General features: G+C 63.8%; 12 protein-coding genes. 5 read left to right on the top strand and 7 right to left on the bottom strand.

The genetic code is table 11. The annotated features are described in order from the left end of the window. Positions 1-26: 26 nt before the first annotated feature. Complete coding sequence (locus tag WLQ66_RS18205; RefSeq protein ID WP_340547757.1) at positions 27-2,021, bottom strand: TonB-dependent receptor plug domain-containing protein; 1,995 nt, start codon at positions 2,019-2,021, stop codon at positions 27-29. Between the two features lie 281 nt (positions 2,022-2,302). On the opposite strand from WLQ66_RS18205, the gene WLQ66_RS18200 reads away from it, so the two are divergent. The 5 genes from WLQ66_RS18200 to WLQ66_RS18180 all read left to right on the top strand — a co-directional run bounded on the left by WLQ66_RS18200 (position 2,303) and on the right by WLQ66_RS18180 (position 7,393). Further along, positions 2,303-3,256 carry a siderophore ABC transporter substrate-binding protein gene (locus WLQ66_RS18200; RefSeq protein WP_340547756.1) on the top strand — a complete coding sequence of 318 codons (954 nt, stop codon included), beginning with the start codon at positions 2,303-2,305 and terminating at the stop codon, positions 3,254-3,256. Next, positions 3,249-4,244: an ABC transporter permease gene (locus WLQ66_RS18195; RefSeq protein ID WP_374015680.1), complete on the top strand. Its 996-nt coding sequence runs from the start codon at positions 3,249-3,251 to the stop codon at positions 4,242-4,244. Before WLQ66_RS18200 ends, WLQ66_RS18195 begins: the two co-directional genes overlap by 8 nt. After that, positions 4,237-5,214, top strand: a complete 978-nt coding sequence (locus WLQ66_RS18190; protein ID WP_340547755.1) for an iron chelate uptake ABC transporter family permease subunit — start codon at positions 4,237-4,239, stop codon at positions 5,212-5,214. Before WLQ66_RS18195 ends, WLQ66_RS18190 begins: the two co-directional genes overlap by 8 nt. Beyond that, on the top strand, positions 5,211-5,969 hold the full coding sequence (locus WLQ66_RS18185; protein ID WP_340547754.1) for an iron ABC transporter ATP-binding protein: 759 nt from the start codon (positions 5,211-5,213) through the stop codon (positions 5,967-5,969). The genes WLQ66_RS18190 and WLQ66_RS18185 overlap by 4 nt, the downstream gene beginning before the upstream one ends. An 86-nt stretch (positions 5,970-6,055) precedes the next feature. After that, a complete protein-coding gene (locus WLQ66_RS18180; RefSeq protein WP_340547753.1) occupies positions 6,056-7,393 on the top strand; it encodes an NAD(P)/FAD-dependent oxidoreductase in 1,338 nt (445 codons plus the stop codon). Between the two features lie 19 nt (positions 7,394-7,412). Here WLQ66_RS18180 and WLQ66_RS18175 read toward each other — a convergent pair whose 3' ends face one another. The 6 genes from WLQ66_RS18175 to lipA all read right to left on the bottom strand — a co-directional run. Next, positions 7,413-8,441 (bottom strand): helix-turn-helix domain-containing protein, encoded by a 1,029-nt coding sequence (locus WLQ66_RS18175; RefSeq protein ID WP_340547752.1) that lies wholly within the window; start codon positions 8,439-8,441, stop codon positions 7,413-7,415. A gap of 88 nt (positions 8,442-8,529) precedes the next feature. Then, positions 8,530-11,385: an aminomethyl-transferring glycine dehydrogenase gene (gene gcvP, locus WLQ66_RS18170; protein ID WP_340547751.1), complete on the bottom strand. Its 2,856-nt coding sequence runs from the start codon at positions 11,383-11,385 to the stop codon at positions 8,530-8,532. Positions 11,386-11,497: 112 nt separating this feature from the next. Next, the gene (gene gcvH, locus WLQ66_RS18165) at positions 11,498-11,863 is read right to left on the bottom strand and encodes a glycine cleavage system protein GcvH (protein ID WP_340547750.1); all 366 of its coding nucleotides are present in this window, start codon (positions 11,861-11,863) and stop codon (positions 11,498-11,500) included. Between the two features lie 18 nt (positions 11,864-11,881). Then, positions 11,882-12,979 (bottom strand): glycine cleavage system aminomethyltransferase GcvT, encoded by a 1,098-nt coding sequence (gcvT, locus tag WLQ66_RS18160; RefSeq protein WP_340547749.1) that lies wholly within the window; start codon positions 12,977-12,979, stop codon positions 11,882-11,884. 78 nt (positions 12,980-13,057) lie between these two features. Continuing rightward, the gene (locus WLQ66_RS18155) at positions 13,058-14,434 is read right to left on the bottom strand and encodes an alanine/glycine:cation symporter family protein (protein WP_340547748.1); all 1,377 of its coding nucleotides are present in this window, start codon (positions 14,432-14,434) and stop codon (positions 13,058-13,060) included. 154 nt (positions 14,435-14,588) lie between these two features. Then, the coding region (gene lipA / locus WLQ66_RS18150; RefSeq protein WP_340547747.1) for a lipoyl synthase at positions 14,589-15,433 on the bottom strand (845 nt) is incomplete at its 5' end.

The raw sequence follows: 15,433 nt of genomic DNA, 5'->3' as shown, positions 1-15,433 counted from the left end.
GGCCGGAGCGGGGTCAGACCCGCCGCTCAGAAGGAGACATTGGCCACGATGGAGACCGAACGGCCCGGTTCCTTAAGCGTTGCAAAGCCGGGATAATCGCCGCCATAGGTGGCGCGGTCGGCGTATTGACGGTCAAAGACGTTGTTGATCTCGGCGCGGATCGAGACATTGTCATAGGCGGCCGGGCGATATTCGGCAAAGAGGTTCAGCACCTCGTAGCCTTCCAGTTTGGTTGTGGGGTCAACCTCGTTCAGCTTTGGATCATAGTCAAAGGCCGCGTCGATATGACCGCCGACAACCAGGTTCCATTGAGGCAGTTCCTGCTGCACCTCAAGCGCCAGCACCTGTCCGATCGGGGCCCCGGAATCCAGCAGGTAGTAGCCGGAGGCGGGCGCGCCGTTGACGCGGGTTTCGCTGTCGCTGAAGGTCAGCCGGGCAAAGCCGCCCTCCCAGCCATAGGTGGCGCCCAGATTGTAGCCCCGGCTTTCGAAATCATAGCTGGTGACCACCGGGCCTGCGACGTCACGGGTGTCGTCGATCCTGGTCTGGAAAGCTTCTGCGCCAAGGGTCCAGTTGCCGCTCTGCCAGTCGGCGCCGATGACAACATTGCTGGCACGGCGCGGTTTCAGCGCCGAATAATCCCAGTCGCGGAAGAACAGGAAGTTGTCCTCGACCCCGATCCCGCCAAAGACGTTGGAATAGCCCGCCCGCAGGGACAGCGCATCATTGACGCTATAGACGATAGAGAGGTTGCCACTCAGCCCGGAGCTGTCCTGCTGATAGGGGCTGCCGCTCTGGCCGAAGTCCTGGCCGGTAAAATCGTTCCAGTCATAGCGCAGACCGGCGGAGACCTTCAGCCGGTCGCTGGGTTGCAGGCGGGCCTGGGCAAAGACGCCGACGGTCCGGCTTTGTTCCGAGGGGCGATTGCTGCCCCAGAAATCGCCGCTTGCGGTGCTTTTCTGGTCCTGGAAGTCCACCCCGGCGGTGATGGTATCGCTCTCTGACAGGTGGAACCGGTTCTGGAAGGTCGCGGAATAGGTCCGGGTCACACCCACGCTGGTTTCTGTGGTGCCGATGCTGCCGATCTCATTCTCGGAAAATCCGATGGTGGCCGAGGGATCCCAGTTGCCGCCGCCGTTCACATCCTCGTAGCGCAGCGAATAGACCGTGCGTTTGGTGTCGTAGACCGTGCCAAGCGGGTTGAAGGACGCTGTGCCGAAATTGGCGCGGCGGTTGCGCAGGGCGGTGTCCTGCATCTGCTGGCCCGAGAACTCGAACCGGTGGCCTTCGTCGGTCTGATAGGCCAGTTTCAACAGGCCGGCGGTCAGGTCGCTGCGGGTGCCGCCCACCGTGTTGCCGGCGCCATCGGTGTAATCGTCACCGGTCATGCGCTTGCCGTAGAGCAGGATCTCGAACCCGTCTGCCTGCCCGGCCAACGTCAGAGAGCTGCCGAAGGTATCGCCGTTTTCGCCGTAGCTGAGACGTGCTTTGCCGCCAATGGCCTGACCGTCGGTCAGGATGTCCTCGGCGTCGATAGTTTCCATCACCACCCGACCGGCCAGGGCGCCGGGGCCTGCATCGGCCGGGGCCACACCGGGATCGACCCGGACGGATTTCATCAGGCCGGGGTCAAAGGCATTTGCGCTGGCGTGGTGGAACACGCGGTTGTTCTGGGACACGCCGTCGACCTGTACCGCCAGTTTCAGCATGTCGATGCCGTTGACGTAGATCTTCTGCGCCACCGGGATTGCCCCGCCCACCGACACCGAGGCGATTCCGGCAAAAAGGTCTTTCAGATCGCCCATCGCGGCGCGTTCGATTTCCGCATCCGCCACATAGACCGCCGTCGCCCGGTCAGCGGCTTCGCCATCGCTGTCGCGCTGCTTCACAAGGATGGGGTCGAGCGACAGGACAGTGTCGTCCTGCGCGTAACCTGTTGTTGCGGAAAAGAGAGTGAGCGCCGTGCTGCACAGCAGCCCGGTCATGAGGAGGGAGGATTTCTGTGCTGTTTGATGTGCCATGTTAACCCGCGTGATAATGTGCTGATAGCTTGGGGTAACCTGGCTTTGCCCCCGCTGGGGCCTTGGGTCTCATAGTGAGCATTGCGGTACCTTGCAAGCAGCGGTGGCAAAAAATCTTGCCTTACCTGTCTGGCTGTCTGGCTGATGACCGGGCCCCGCAGCGTGCTGTGGACAGACAGCGCAGGCAATGACGTCTGGACTTTTGCCCGGTCCCGGCCTAACAAGCGGGCGATTTTGAGCCAGCCATATCGCCAGCCTTCCTCCATCTGACGGGATTGAACATGGCAAATTGGACGCGATTGCAGCTGACTGCTGCGCTGGTGCTTGGATTGGTCGGCGCTGCTGCCGCCAATGACGACAGGCCGGAGACACCCCTTCTTGACACCGCGCGGGGCGCGCAGGCTGTGCCGTCGCAGCCGCAGGCCCTAGTGGTGCTGGATGTTGCAGCTGCGGATACGCTGGCGGCACTGGATGTGCCGATGGCAGGGCTGCCATCGCGGCTGTATGTCGATTATCTGAACGCCGAGCAGGCGCAGGCGACCCCGGTCGGGACGCTGTTTGAACCGGATTTCGAGGCGATTGCCCTGCTGGGGCCGGATCTGATCATTGCGGGCGGGCGGTCCTCCGCTCAGGTCGATGCGCTTTCGGAGATTGCGCCCACCGTGGACATGACGATCTGGGGCGCGGATCATGTGGATATCGCGCTGTCACGGCTGCGCAGCTATGGCGCGCTGATGGGCCGGAGCGCGCAGGCCGCCACGCTTGAGGCGGCGTTTCTGGCCAAGCTGGAGAGCACCCGCGCCGCGGTTGCCGACCGGGGGCGCGCGCTGATCGTGATGACCAATGGTCCGAAGGTGACAACCTATGGCCGCGAGTCCCGTTTTGGCTGGATTCACAACGCGCTGAACCTGCCCGAAGCGGTGGTCGAGCAACCTGCCGCGGCGACGGCTGAGGCGGCGGAGGCCGCGCCCCATGGCGAGGCGATTTCCTTTGAATATATCGCTGAGGCGAATCCCGACTGGCTGATCGTCGTGGACCGGGCCAGTGCCATCGGGCAGGACAATCAGGCCGCCGCCGCGACGCTGGACAATCCGCTGGTGACCGGGACTGAGGCCTGGAAAAAAGGTCAGGTCATCTATCTGAACTCCGCCAGCATCTACATCGCAGGCGGTGGCATCCAGTCGATGACCGCGACGCTGGAGGATATCCTGGCCGGGTTTGCGCGCGGTGGCTGAAACCGCGGCGCCAGCCCGCGTGTCGGGCGGATCACCGGCGGGGCGGCTGGGCCTGTGTCTGCTGCTGCTGGCGGGTCTGGCGGTGCTGAGTTGCGCGATTGGCGTCACTCAGGTCTCGCCGCTGGCACTGTTTGACGACCCACGGGCGGCGCAGCTGCTGCTGGTCAGCCGCATACCGCGCACGCTGGCGGTGATCCTGACCGGCGCGACGATGGCGGTTGCTGGGGTGATCATGCAGCTGCTGGTGCGCAACCGATTTGTCGAGCCGGGCACCACCGGCACCAATGAGGCGGCGATGCTGGGGCTGCTGGGGGCCACCCTGCTGGCGCCGGCATGGCCGATCTTTGCCAAGATGCTCTGCGCGGCGGTTGCAGCGCTGCTCGGGACGTTGGTCTTTCTGGCGCTGGCCCGGCGCATTCCACCGCAGCGGCCCCTGCTGGTTCCGCTGGTGGGGCTGGTTTATGGCGGCATCCTTGCGGCCTGCGCCAGCTTCGTCGCGTTTCAGGCCGATCTGCTGCAATATCTGGCGATCTGGATGAGTGGCGAGTTTTCCGGCGTCCTGTCAGGGCGTTACGAGCTGTTGTGGCTGGCGGGCGTCCTTGCGGTGCTGGCCTATCTGGTGGCGGATCAATTCACCATTGCCGGTCTGGGAGAGGTCGCCAGCCGGAGCCTCGGTCTGCGCTACCGGCAGGTGCTGGGCTTTGGCGTGGTGGTGGTGTCGCTGGTGTCGGCGCTGGTGATTGTCACCGTGGGCGTGCTGCCCTTTGTCGGGCTGGTGGTGCCCAATCTGGTGTCCCGGATCATGGGCGACAATCTGCGTGAAAGCCTGCCCGTGGTGGCGGCCACCGGCGCCGGGCTGCTGTTGATCTGTGACATGCTGGGGCGGGTCCTGCGGGCGCCCTACGAGATTCCGGCCGGCACGGTGTTCGGGCTGTTCGGAGCGGCGCTGTTCCTCATCATGCTGCTGCGCCGGGGCGCACATGGTTGACCTGTCCTTCTCATGGATCGACCGGCGCCTGTTGCTGCTGGCGGGGCTGCTGATGGGTGCGGCGGTTGGTTTTGTCGGCTGGGGCCTGCCATGGTCTGAGGGCGCCCCATCGCGCTACATCCTTGGGCTGCGCATGACGAAGCTGGCCGGGCTGCTCTGCGTCGGGGCTGCGGTCGGGCTGGCCACTGTGCTGTTCCAGACGCTCAGTCAGAACCGGATCCTGACGCCTTCGATCATGGGGTTCGATGCGCTGTTTCTGCTGACCCAATCGGTGCTGGTTGCGGTTTTCGGCCTTGCGGGGATGGTGCAGCTGTCGGGATTTGCCGGGTTTGCGCTGGACACCGCCGTGATGATGGCGGCGGCGCTGCTGTTGTTTACCAGCCTGCTGCGGCGGACCCGGGGGGACATCCAGCTGCTGATCCTTGTTGGCGTGGTGATTGCGGTATTGCTGCGGACGCTGGCCGGGTTTTTGCAGCGGCTGATGGATCCGTCGGCCTTTGCCGTGGTGCAGGGGCGCATGTTTGCGCAGTTCGGCAGTATCGACCGGACCGCCCTGCTGGCGGCGCTGGTGGTGATCCTGCCGGTTGCCCTGTGGCTGCTGCGCCGCTCGGCGCTGCTGGATGTCGTGGCCTTGGGACGCGATCAGGCCCGCAGTCTGGGGGTGCGGTATGACCGGCTGCATTTGCAGCTGCTCTGCGTGATTGCGGCGCTCGTTTCGGTCTCCACCGCCCTTGTTGGTCCGCTGGCCTTTCTCGGGCTGCTGGTCACCAGCCTTGCCCATAGCCTGATGCAAAGCCATCGCCACGCACTGCTGCTGCCTGCTTCGGCGCTGATTGCGGCGCTGGTTCTGGTGGCGGGGCAGATCCTGTTCGAGCGGCTTTTGGACCTGCAGTCCAGCCTTGCGATCGTGATCGAATTCTGCGGTGGGCTGCTGTTCATCGTGCTGTTGTTGAAAGGAAAACTGAGATGATCACCGTGGCGGGCCTGTCGTTCACACTGGCTGGAAAGACGATCCTGAACGCGGTTGATGCCAGCCTGCCTGCCGGGAAGATCACCGCGCTGATCGGGCCGAACGGGGCGGGGAAATCGACCCTGCTGAAGCTGATTGCGCAGCAGATGCCTGCAAGTGGCGGCGCGATCACCCTGTCGGGCCGCGATCTGCGCGGGATCAGACCGGATCAGCTGGCGCGGCGGATGGCGGTGGTTGGCCAGCAGCTGGAGGTGGCCAGCCGGGTGCGGGTGCGCGATCTGGTCGGCTTTGGGCGCTGGCCGCATAGTCAGGGGCGGCTGACGGCGCAGGATCACGCCGCGATTGACGCCGCGCTGGCGCAGTTCGGGCTTGACGATCTGACCGACCGGTTTCTGGATGAGCTGTCCGGCGGCCAGCGCCAGCGTGCCTTTATCGCGATGGCCTATGCGCAGGACACCGACTGGCTGCTGCTGGATGAGCCGCTCAACAATCTGGATCTGAACCATGCGCGCAACCTGATGGCGCAGCTGCGCCGTCTCGCCGATACCCGTGGCAAAAGCATCGTGATCGTGCTGCATGACCTCAACTATGCGATCAGCTGGGCCGATCATGTGGTGGCGCTGGCTGGGGGGCGCGTCGCCTTTGCCGGTCCGGTTGCCGAGGTTGCGACGGGCGAGACCCTCAGCGCGCTGTACCAGACGCCGGTGGCGCTGTGCGAGATCGAGGGGCGGCGTATCGCCTGCTATCATGGCTGAGGTCGGACTGTTCGCGTGGGATTGACGGCACCGGGGGGGCTGCGGATAGCTTCTGCGCAGACCCTGACATCTGATGGCACGCCCGAATGAAACGTATCTACGAACCTCTGGCCTATACCGATCGCCCGATCCAGACGCGGTACTGGAACCGGTTTCTGCCCGATCCGGCGCCACGATACGCGCCGCTGCGCGATGAGGTGACGGCGGAATTTGCCGTCATCGGTGGCGGCTATACCGGTCTGTCGGCGGCGCTGACCCTGGCCGAAAACGGCGGCGATGTGGTGTTGCTGGATGCCGAACGGCCCGGCTGGGGGGCCTCGGGGCGCAATGGCGGGCTGGTTTCGGTGGGCAGTGCCAAACTGGCCGATGATGCCATTCTGTGCCGCTATGGCGAACCGGATGCGCGCCGGTTCTTTGATGCCGAACGCGCGGCCGTCGATCTGGTGGAGCAGTATCTGGACCGGTACGCGCTGGAGGTGGATCGCCATTCGCGGGGCTATACCTATGTGGCGCATCGCGCGGACCGTCTGGAGGAGCTCCATGCCTATGGGCAGGAGTACACCCGCCGCTATGATCTGCCGTATGAATTTGTACCAAAGGAAGACATGGCGGCGCAGGGGCTGAACAGCCCGGAGTTCCATGGCGCGGTCCATCTGCCTGTGGGGTTTGCGCTGAACCCGATGAAATTCGTGCTTGGCCTGACCCGCGCGGCAGAGGCGGCGGGGGTGCGGATGTATTCGGACACTGCCGTCGAGGCGATTGACACGCCGGGTGACGGCTATCTGCTGCGGGTCGCCGGCGGGCAGGTCCGCGCCAGGCGGCTGCTGATTGCCACCAATGGCTATTCTTCGGACGATCTGCCGGGCGCATTCGCGGGCCGCTATCTGCCGGTTCAGTCCAATATCATGGTGACCCGCCCGCTGAGCGAGGCCGAGATTGCCGACCAGGGCTGGTGGAGTGAGCAGATGGTCTGCGACAGCCGCACGCTTTTGCATTATCTGCGCCTGTTGCCGGATCGTCGGCTGTTGCTGGGGCTGCGCGGATCGGTGCGGGTGAGCGAGGAGAATATCGCCGCCACCAAAGCCCGCGCGCGGGCGGATTTTGACCGGATGTTCCCGGCCTGGCGCCATGTGGAGACGGAGTATTTCTGGTCCGGGCTGATCTGTATGACCCGCAATCTCGTGCCCTTTGCCGGGGCGGTGCCGGGGCTGGATAACGCCTGGGCCGCGCTCGGGTATCATGGCAGCGGCGTCTGTATGGCGCCTTATGCTGGGGCGCTGATCGCCGATCAGGCGCTGGGGCGCAGCCGCCTGCCGCATCCCGATCTGATGCAGCGCCCGCTGCGCCGGTTTGAGCTGGGCCGCTGGCGGCGGATGTCACTGCCGCTGGCCTTTGGCTGGTATCGGATCAAGGACCGGATCTGACCGGACCCCGGCAGCGGCATCAGAGCGGGGCGCTATGCGGCTGGTGGATCCGGCTCTGTCGCAGGCTGTCCGGGGCCGGGCCGCGAAAGGCGCTGCGGCGGATCACGTCCGGCGCATGGCCATAGGTTTCGCGGATGTGCTGGCTGAGGCTCTGGTAGCTGCCAAAGCCGGTGGCGACCGCGACCTGACGCAGGGGTATATCGGTCTGGGTCAAGAGCTGATGGGCGTGTTCGATCCGCAAGGACCGGTAAACGCTGAGCGGCGAGCGTTCAAAATGGCGGGTAAAGCGCCGTTGCAGGCAGCGGGTGGAGACATTCAGCATATCGGCCAGTTCGGCCACCGACAGCGGCGTTTCGATATGGTCCTGCATCACGGTGAGGCATTGGGTGATCAGCCCGTCGCCTGCGGATTTCTGTTCTAGGTTCAGCGCAATACGGCTCTTCTTGGGGCGTTTGCCGGTATCAAGACCGAGGTAATGCGCCATACCATTCGCGGCCAGTCGCCCGCAGTCGGCAGCGATGATATCCAGCAGCATATGCGGGGTGGCAAAACTGCAGATCGCCGAATGCACGGTGCCGGAGGCGGCAGTGGCGGCGCCGTCCTGATCCTGACGCAGGCTGCATTCCCCGGCCGAGGCGAGGAAATTCGGGTGGATCGCCAGATGGTGATCGCCGCCGCGCGCCAGCGCATCCAGCAGGAACACCGCACCGCCGACAAAGGCGCTGCGCTCTGACAGGCGCATCACCTGATTGACGCGGGCGCGTTCCTTGGCATTCAGCTGCCAGCGGCTGTAAATATCGCCCAGAAACACCACGAGCGCGCGGGCGCGGCCGGCAACCGGGCCGCTGGCGAGCATATCCAGACCACAGACTCGCACCCGGTATTGCACCCCGTCCAGCAGATCGTTTGCGACGTCGAAAAGGTCGATGATGATCTGGGCGCGGGATCGTGGCGCGCCGTCGGGAAGGACGACATCAATGTGACGCAGGCCACGGCCACCGGTGCGGGCAATCTCGCTATCGCCGTGGGGCCGGGAATGAAGTGTCATCTGTCTGCCTCGCATACGGTGAGCGGGATGGATCGGCACAGGGGTGCCGCCGGTGAGAACCGGCGACACCTTGGGTCTTGGCGTGGGCTTATTCCGCCGCCTCTGCGTAATCCTCCATCGGAGGGCAGGTGCAGATCAGGTTGCGGTCGCCATAGGCATTGTCGACGCGGTTCACCGCCGGCCAGTATTTATCCACACCGAGGTTGCCCGGAGGGAAGCAGGCCTGTTCGCGGCTGTAGGGGCGATCCCACTCACCGACCAGATCGCGCACGGTGTGTGGTGCGTGCTTCAGCGGGTTGTTTTCGGCGTCGATCTTGCCGTCGATGATGTCCTGCGCCTCCGACCGGATGGACAGCATGGCATCGCAGAAGCGGTCCAGCTCGTCCTTGGGTTCGGATTCCGTCGGCTCCACCATCAGCGTGCCCGCCACCGGCCAGGACATGGTCGGCGCGTGGAAACCGCTGTCGATCAGGCGCTTGGCCACATCATCCACGGTCACGCCGCCCTCGTCATTCAGCGGACGGGTGTCCAGAATGCACTCATGCGCCACCCGACCGGATTCGGAGGTGTAGAGGATCGGATAGGCATCCTTCAGACGTGCCGCGATGTAGTTGGCGTTGAGGATCGCAACCTTCGTCGCCTGCGTGAGGCCAGCGCCCCCCATCAGCAGCACATAAGCCCAGCTGACCGGCAGGATCGAGGGCGAGCCGAAGGGCGCTGCCGAGACAGGACCCACGGCGGTGCCGTATTCCGGGTGACCCGGCAGGTGTTCGGTCAGATGTGCCTTGACGCCGATCGGACCCATGCCGGGGCCGCCACCGCCATGCGGGATGCAGAAGGTCTTGTGCAGGTTCAGGTGGCTGACGTCGCCGCCAATGTCACCCGGACGGGACAGGCCGACCATCGCGTTCATATTTGCACCGTCGATATAGACCTGACCGCCGTGCTCATGGGTGATCTGGCAGACCTCCTGCACGGTGGTCTCGAACACGCCGTGCGTGGACGGGTAGGTGATCATGCAGGCGGCGAGGTGGTCCGAGTGTTTCTCGGCCTTTTCGCGGAAATCCGCGACGTCGATATTGCCTTTGTCATCCGCCTTGATCGGAACCACCTGATAGCCAACCATCTGCGCGGTGGCCGGATTGGTGCCATGGGCGGAGGTCGGGATCAGGCAGACGTTGCGATGACCCTGACCGTTTGCCGCGTGGTAGTTGCGGATGGTCAGAAGGCCTGCATATTCGCCCTGCGCGCCGGAGTTCGGCTGCTGGGAGATCGCATCATAACCGGTGATCTGGCAGAGCTTGTCGTTCAGATCGGCGATCATCTCATGGTAGCCCTGCGCCTGATCTTCGGGAACGAAGGGGTGCAGGTTGCTGAACTCCGGCCAGGTGACCGGGATCATCTCGATGGTTGCGTTCAGCTTCATGGTGCAGGAGCCAAGCGGGATCATCGCACGGTCCAGCGCCAGATCGCGGTCGGCCAGACGGCGCATGTAGCGGGTGATCTCGGCCTCGGCCCGGTTCTTGTGGAAGATCGGGTGGGTGAGATAGGCGCTCTCGCGCAGCATGGCTTCGGGCAGGCGGTACTGCTTGTTGGAGCTGTCGTCCTTGCGGTCGATGCCAAAGGCACCCCAGACGGCCTCGATGGTTTCGGCGCGGGTCTGTTCGTCGAGCGAGATGCCGACCTTGGTTTCGCCGACGCGGCGCAGGTTGATGCCGCGCTGAACAGCGGCTTCCATGACGGTTTTCTGCAGGTGACCCACCTCAACCGTGATGGTGTCAAAGAAGACTTCCGGTTCGACCTTGAACCCGGCCTGTTCCAGACCAGCCGCCATGCGGGCGGTCTTGCGGTGCACGGATTGCGCAATCGCCTTGATGCCATCGGGGCCGTGGTAGACCGCATACATCGACGCGATCACCGCCAGCAGCGCCTGTGCGGTACAGACGTTGGAATTGGCTTTTTCGCGGCGGATGTGCTGTTCGCGGGTTTGCAGCGACAGGCGATAGGCCTTGTTGCCGCGCGCATCGACGGACACGCCGATGATCCGGCCGGGCATGGAGCGCTTCAGCTTGTCGGTGGTCGCCATATAGGCCGCGTGTGGGCCGCCGTAGCCCATCGGAACGCCGAACCGCTGGGTCGAGCCGATGGCGATATCGGCGCCCATTTCACCGGGGGATTTCAGCAGCGCCAGCGACAGGATATCCGCCGCGACAACCGCAACGCCCTTGTTGTCATGCAGGGCGGCGATCTGGTCGCTGAAATCGGTGACATGGCCGTGGGTGCCGGGATACTGGAAGATCGCGCCAAAGACGGCGGCGGCCTCCAGTTCGGAGGGATCGGCGACAACAACGTCGATGCCCAGAGGTTCGGCGCGGGTCTGGATCACGGCGACGGTCTGCGGGTGGCAGTTCTTGTCCACGAAGAAGGCCGCGTTATTCGCCTTGGAGCGCGACCCACGATGGGCCATCGCCATGGCTTCGGCCGCGGCGGTGGCTTCGTCGAGCAGCGAGGCATTGGCCACCGGCAGGCCGGTCAGATCGCTGACCATGGTCTGGAAGTTCAGCAGCGCCTCAAGACGACCCTGCGAAATCTCAGGCTGGTAAGGCGTGTAAGCCGTGTACCAGGCGGGGTTCTCCAGGATGTTGCGCAGGATCGGCGCCGGGGTGGTGGTGCCGTGGTAGCCCTGACCGATCAGCGAGGTCAGCACCTTGTTCTTGCCCGCGATCTCTCGCATGTGGAACAGCGCATCGCGTTCGGTCATCGCCGGCCCCCAGTCCAGCGCCTCTTTCTGGCGGATGGCGGGGGGCACGGTGGCGTCGATCAGCTCATCGAGGGTATTGAAACCGATGGTTTTGAGCATATCGGCCATTTCACGCGGGCTGGGCCCGATGTGGCGGCGATTGGCAAAATCATAAGCTTCGTAATCAGTCAGTTTGAAGGCCATGTGGAGCGCTCCTGTTGCGAGGGGTCGCCTGCCGAGGCTGCGGGAGCCTCCGGCGGGGATATTTAGAGCCAGAAGATGCGGCGGAGCCGGTTGCCGGATCCGCCGCGCAGGATCAGCCGATCAGCGCCTTGTAGCCGTCCAGATCCATCAGATCCTCCAGCTGCGAGGTGTCGGAGAGTTTGATCTTGTAGATCCAGGCCGCGCCTTCGGGGTCTTCGTTCAGGGCGCCGGGGTTGTCGGCCAGAGTCTCGTTGATGGCGGTGATCTCGCCATCGAGCGGGGCGTAGATTTCCGACGCGGCCTTCACCGATTCAATGACGCCGATCTCGCCGCCTTTTTCAAATTCCTCGCCGCTGTCCTGCTGCTCGATGAAGACAACTTCACCCAGCTGCTCGGCGGCATGTTTGGTGATGCCGAGCGTGGCGGTGTCGCCCTCGACGGTGATCCATTCGTGATCTTCGGAATAATAGGTGGTCATCTCGGGTACTCCTGGAGCTTAACGTTTGTAGTTCTGGGTGACGAAGGGCAGCGCGGTGATTTCTGCATCATGGGGCTTGCCACGGATGATCAGCTTGACCTGTTCGCCCGGTTTGCCATGCGGCGCGGCGACATAGCCCATGGCGACCGGGCCGCCGACGGTGGGGCCAAAGCAGCCGGAGGTGATTTCACCGATGGTATTGCCGTCGGCGCATTGGATTTCAACGTGCTGACGGGCGGGCGCGCGACCCGAGGGTTTGATGCCGACCAGTTTCTTCGCGGCCCCCTCGGCCAGCTCTTTCTGGATGCGGGCGGCACCGGGGAAGCCGCCTTCTTCCTTGCGGCGTTTCTGGATCGCCCAGGCCAGCGAGGCCTCGATCGGGGAGGTCGACTGGTCGATGTCATTGCCATAAAGGCAGAGACCGGCCTCCAGACGCAGGGAGTCGCGCGCGCCCAGACCGGCGGGTTCGCAATCGTCATGGGCCAGGAACAGCCTGGTGATGCGTTCGGCGTCAGCCTCGGGGATGGAAATCTCGTAGCCGTCTTCGCCGGTGTACCCGAGGCGGGAAATGCGGCATTCCACGCCGTCGATATCGGCAAGGATGGTTTCCATGAATGTCATCTCGCGGGCGGCGGGGCAAAGGTCGCCCACCACATTTTCGGCTGCCGGGCCCTGAACGGCGACCAGCGCGCGGTCGAAGATCTCGGTCACCTCGACACCGTCGAGATGCGCCTTCATATGGGGGATGTCCTGATGGCGCAGGGCGGCGTTCACCACCACGAAGTAATGATCGCCGGCATTGGAGACGATGAGGTCGTCCATGATGCCGCCATCGTCATTGGTGAAGAAGCCATAGCGTGCCTTGCCTTCCTTGAGGGTGGCAAAGGCCTGCGGGCAGAGCGCCTCCAGCTTTTCGCCGACGTTGTCGCCGCGCAGGATCACCTGGCCCATGTGGCTGACATCGAACAGCGCAGCCTTTTCGCGGCACTGTTTGTGCTCTCCCATGATGCCCATGGGGTACTGGACCGGCATTTCCCAGCCGGCAAAATCCACCATCTTGCCGCCGAGGGCGACATGCAGGTCATAGAGCGGGGTACGTTTCGGCGCGTCGGTCATAGCGTCTTGCCCTTGAATTGATGTGGTTGAAAAGCCGGGGCGCGACGCCTGCCGCGCCCCGATGTCGGTTGGTCTTGATTATTCTGCCGCGCCTTTGCTCGGCTCTTCCGTCTGCCCGTTGGAGGCAAAGAACTCTTTCGTCACCTTGAAGACGACCGGGCTCAGCAGGGCGAGGGCGATCAGGTTCGGGATCGCCATCATCGCGTTCAGCGTATCCGCCAGCAGCCAGATGAAGCCCAGATCCGCCGTGGCCCCGAAGTAGATCGCGACGATCCACAGCACACGGTAGCCGATCAACACCTTGGCACCCAGAAGATAGCCGACGCATTTCTCGCCATAGTAGGACCAGCCCAGAATGGTGGTAAAGGCAAAGATCGACAGCGCGATGGCGATCACATAGCCGCCAAAGCCGGGCAGGGAGGTTTCAAAGGCCAGCGAGGTCAGCGCTGCACCGCTTTCGCCCGAGGTCCAGGCGCCGGAGGCGATGATGGCCAGACCGGTGATGGAACAGACGATGATGGTGTCGATGAACGTGCCCAGCATGGCGATCAGGCCCTGATTTACCGGACCTTTGGTTTCAGCTGCGGCATGGGCGATCGGGGCGGAGCCAAGACCGGCTTCGTTCGAGAACACGCCACGGGCCACACCAAAGCGGATTGCGGCCCAGACAGCGGCCCCGGCAAAGCCGCCTTCAGCGGCCGAGGGGGTGAAAGCATAGGTGAAGACAAGACCCAAGGCATGGCCCAGCTGATCGGCGTTGATGATCAGAACCAGCAGGCCGATGGTGACATAGCTGACAGCCATGAAGGGGACCAGTTTCCCGGCCACCGCACCGATGCGGGTGATGCCGCCAAGGATCACGGCGCCGGTCAGCGCCATCAGCACGATACCGGTGATGGAGGGGTTGAAGCCGAAGTTGGTTTCCAGCACCTGTGCCACACCATTGGCCTGGACACCATTGCCGATGCCGAAGGCGGCGATTGCACCGAACAGCGCAAAGGCAAAGCCGAGCCAGGCCCAGTTCGCGCCAAGACCGTTCTTGATGTAATACATCGGGCCGCCGACATAATTGCCCTGGCTGTCCTGTTCGCGGTATTTTACCGCCAGCACGGCTTCGGAATATTTGGTGGCCATGCCGACCAGTGCGGTCATCCACATCCAGAACAGCGCGCCGGGGCCGCCGAGGAACACGGCGGTGGCAACGCCGGCGATATTGCCGGTGCCGATGGTGGCCGACAGCGCGGTCATCAGCGCGTTAAACGGGGTGATCTGGCCCTCGCCATCTCCGGCCTCGCGGCCCTTGAACAGCAGGGCAAAGCCGGTGCCGATGCGCAGGATGGGCATCAGCTTCAGCCCGATCTGCAAGAACAGGCCAACGCCGAGAATGAGGACCAGCATCAGCGGTCCCCAGACGATCCCGTTGATATAGCCCACAATCGAATTCAAAACTTCCATAATTTTCCTCCCTTTGGGTGGTGGTCCTTGGCCTATGAGTGCCTGTCCCGGCCTTTGCTGCGGTTCGCGACCGATGACAAGTCGATTTCCCGGTCCTGCCCCTCCTGCCGCGACCCACCAGTCGCGGGGCAATCCCGGTCCGAGGGGTGGTCCGTTAGCCGGCACCCCCCGCAAGGCTGTCGCCAAGCTGCCTGTTGCGGGCTTCCTTGAGCGCCGCAAAATCCTCATCCGCGTGAAAGGAAGAGCGGGTCAGAGGTGTCGCCGAGACACCAAGGAACCCTTTGCTTCGGGCCATGCGTTCGATCTGCTCAAACTCCTCCGGGGTGACGAAGCGATCAATCGGATGGTGTTTCGGGGTGGGCTGAAGATACTGTCCCACGGTCAGAAAATCGACGTCCGCAGCGCGCAGATCATCCATCACCTGACGCAGGTCTTCTTGGGTTTCTCCCATGCCGACCATCAGGCCGGATTTGGTAAAAACCTGTGGATTGGCGCGTTTGGCGTCATCCAGCAGCCGCAGCGAGCTGTAATACCGCGCACCGGGGCGGACACGGGGGTAGAGATGTGGGACGGTTTCCAGATTGTGGTTGAACACATCCGGGGCCGCGTCAAAGACGATCTTTGCGGCATCACCCTTGCCCAGAAAATCCGGGGTCAGCACCTCAATCGTGGTGCCGGGGGTCTGGTGGCGCACGGCGCGGATGGTCTGGGCGATATGGGCCGCGCCGCCGTCCTCCAGATCATCGCGATCAACGCTGGTGATCACGACATGGCGCAGCGCCAGTTTCTTGACCGCCTGTGCCACCCGACCGGGCTCAAAGGCGTCCAGCGCATCGGGGCGACCGGTCGAGACATTGCAGAAAGAACAGCCGCGGGTGCAGATCTCGCCCATGATCATCATGGTGGCATGACGTTTGGACCAGCATTCGCCGATATTGGGGCAGGCGGCCTCTTCGCAGACGGTGGTCAGATTGTGATCCCGCATCAGGCGGCGGGTCT

This window comes from Phaeobacter sp. A36a-5a, from assembly GCF_037911135.1.
GTDB lineage: Bacteria > Pseudomonadota > Alphaproteobacteria > Rhodobacterales > Rhodobacteraceae > Phaeobacter > Phaeobacter bryozoorum.
Note: the sequence above shows the minus strand (reverse complement) of the source record. Positions and strands in the feature narration are given on the sequence as shown.

Bases quoted from the DNA above. Each gene is read 5' to 3' on its own strand.
- WLQ66_RS18205 (WP_340547757.1), bottom strand. From the start codon at position 2,021: ATGGCACATCAAACAGCACAGAAATCCTCCCTCCTCATGACCGGGCTG.
- WLQ66_RS18200 (WP_340547756.1), top strand. From the start codon at position 2,303: ATGGCAAATTGGACGCGATTGCAGCTGACTGCTGCGCTGGTGCTTGGA.
- WLQ66_RS18190 (WP_340547755.1), top strand. From the start codon at position 4,237: ATGGTTGACCTGTCCTTCTCATGGATCGACCGGCGCCTGTTGCTGCTG.
- WLQ66_RS18185 (WP_340547754.1), top strand. From the start codon at position 5,211: ATGATCACCGTGGCGGGCCTGTCGTTCACACTGGCTGGAAAGACGATC.
- WLQ66_RS18180 (WP_340547753.1), top strand. From the start codon at position 6,056: ATGAAACGTATCTACGAACCTCTGGCCTATACCGATCGCCCGATCCAG.
- WLQ66_RS18175 (WP_340547752.1), bottom strand. From the start codon at position 8,441: ATGACACTTCATTCCCGGCCCCACGGCGATAGCGAGATTGCCCGCACC.
- gcvP (WP_340547751.1), bottom strand. From the start codon at position 11,385: ATGGCCTTCAAACTGACTGATTACGAAGCTTATGATTTTGCCAATCGC.
- gcvH (WP_340547750.1), bottom strand. From the start codon at position 11,863: ATGACCACCTATTATTCCGAAGATCACGAATGGATCACCGTCGAGGGC.
- gcvT (WP_340547749.1), bottom strand. From the start codon at position 12,979: ATGACCGACGCGCCGAAACGTACCCCGCTCTATGACCTGCATGTCGCC.
- WLQ66_RS18155 (WP_340547748.1), bottom strand. From the start codon at position 14,434: ATGGAAGTTTTGAATTCGATTGTGGGCTATATCAACGGGATCGTCTGG.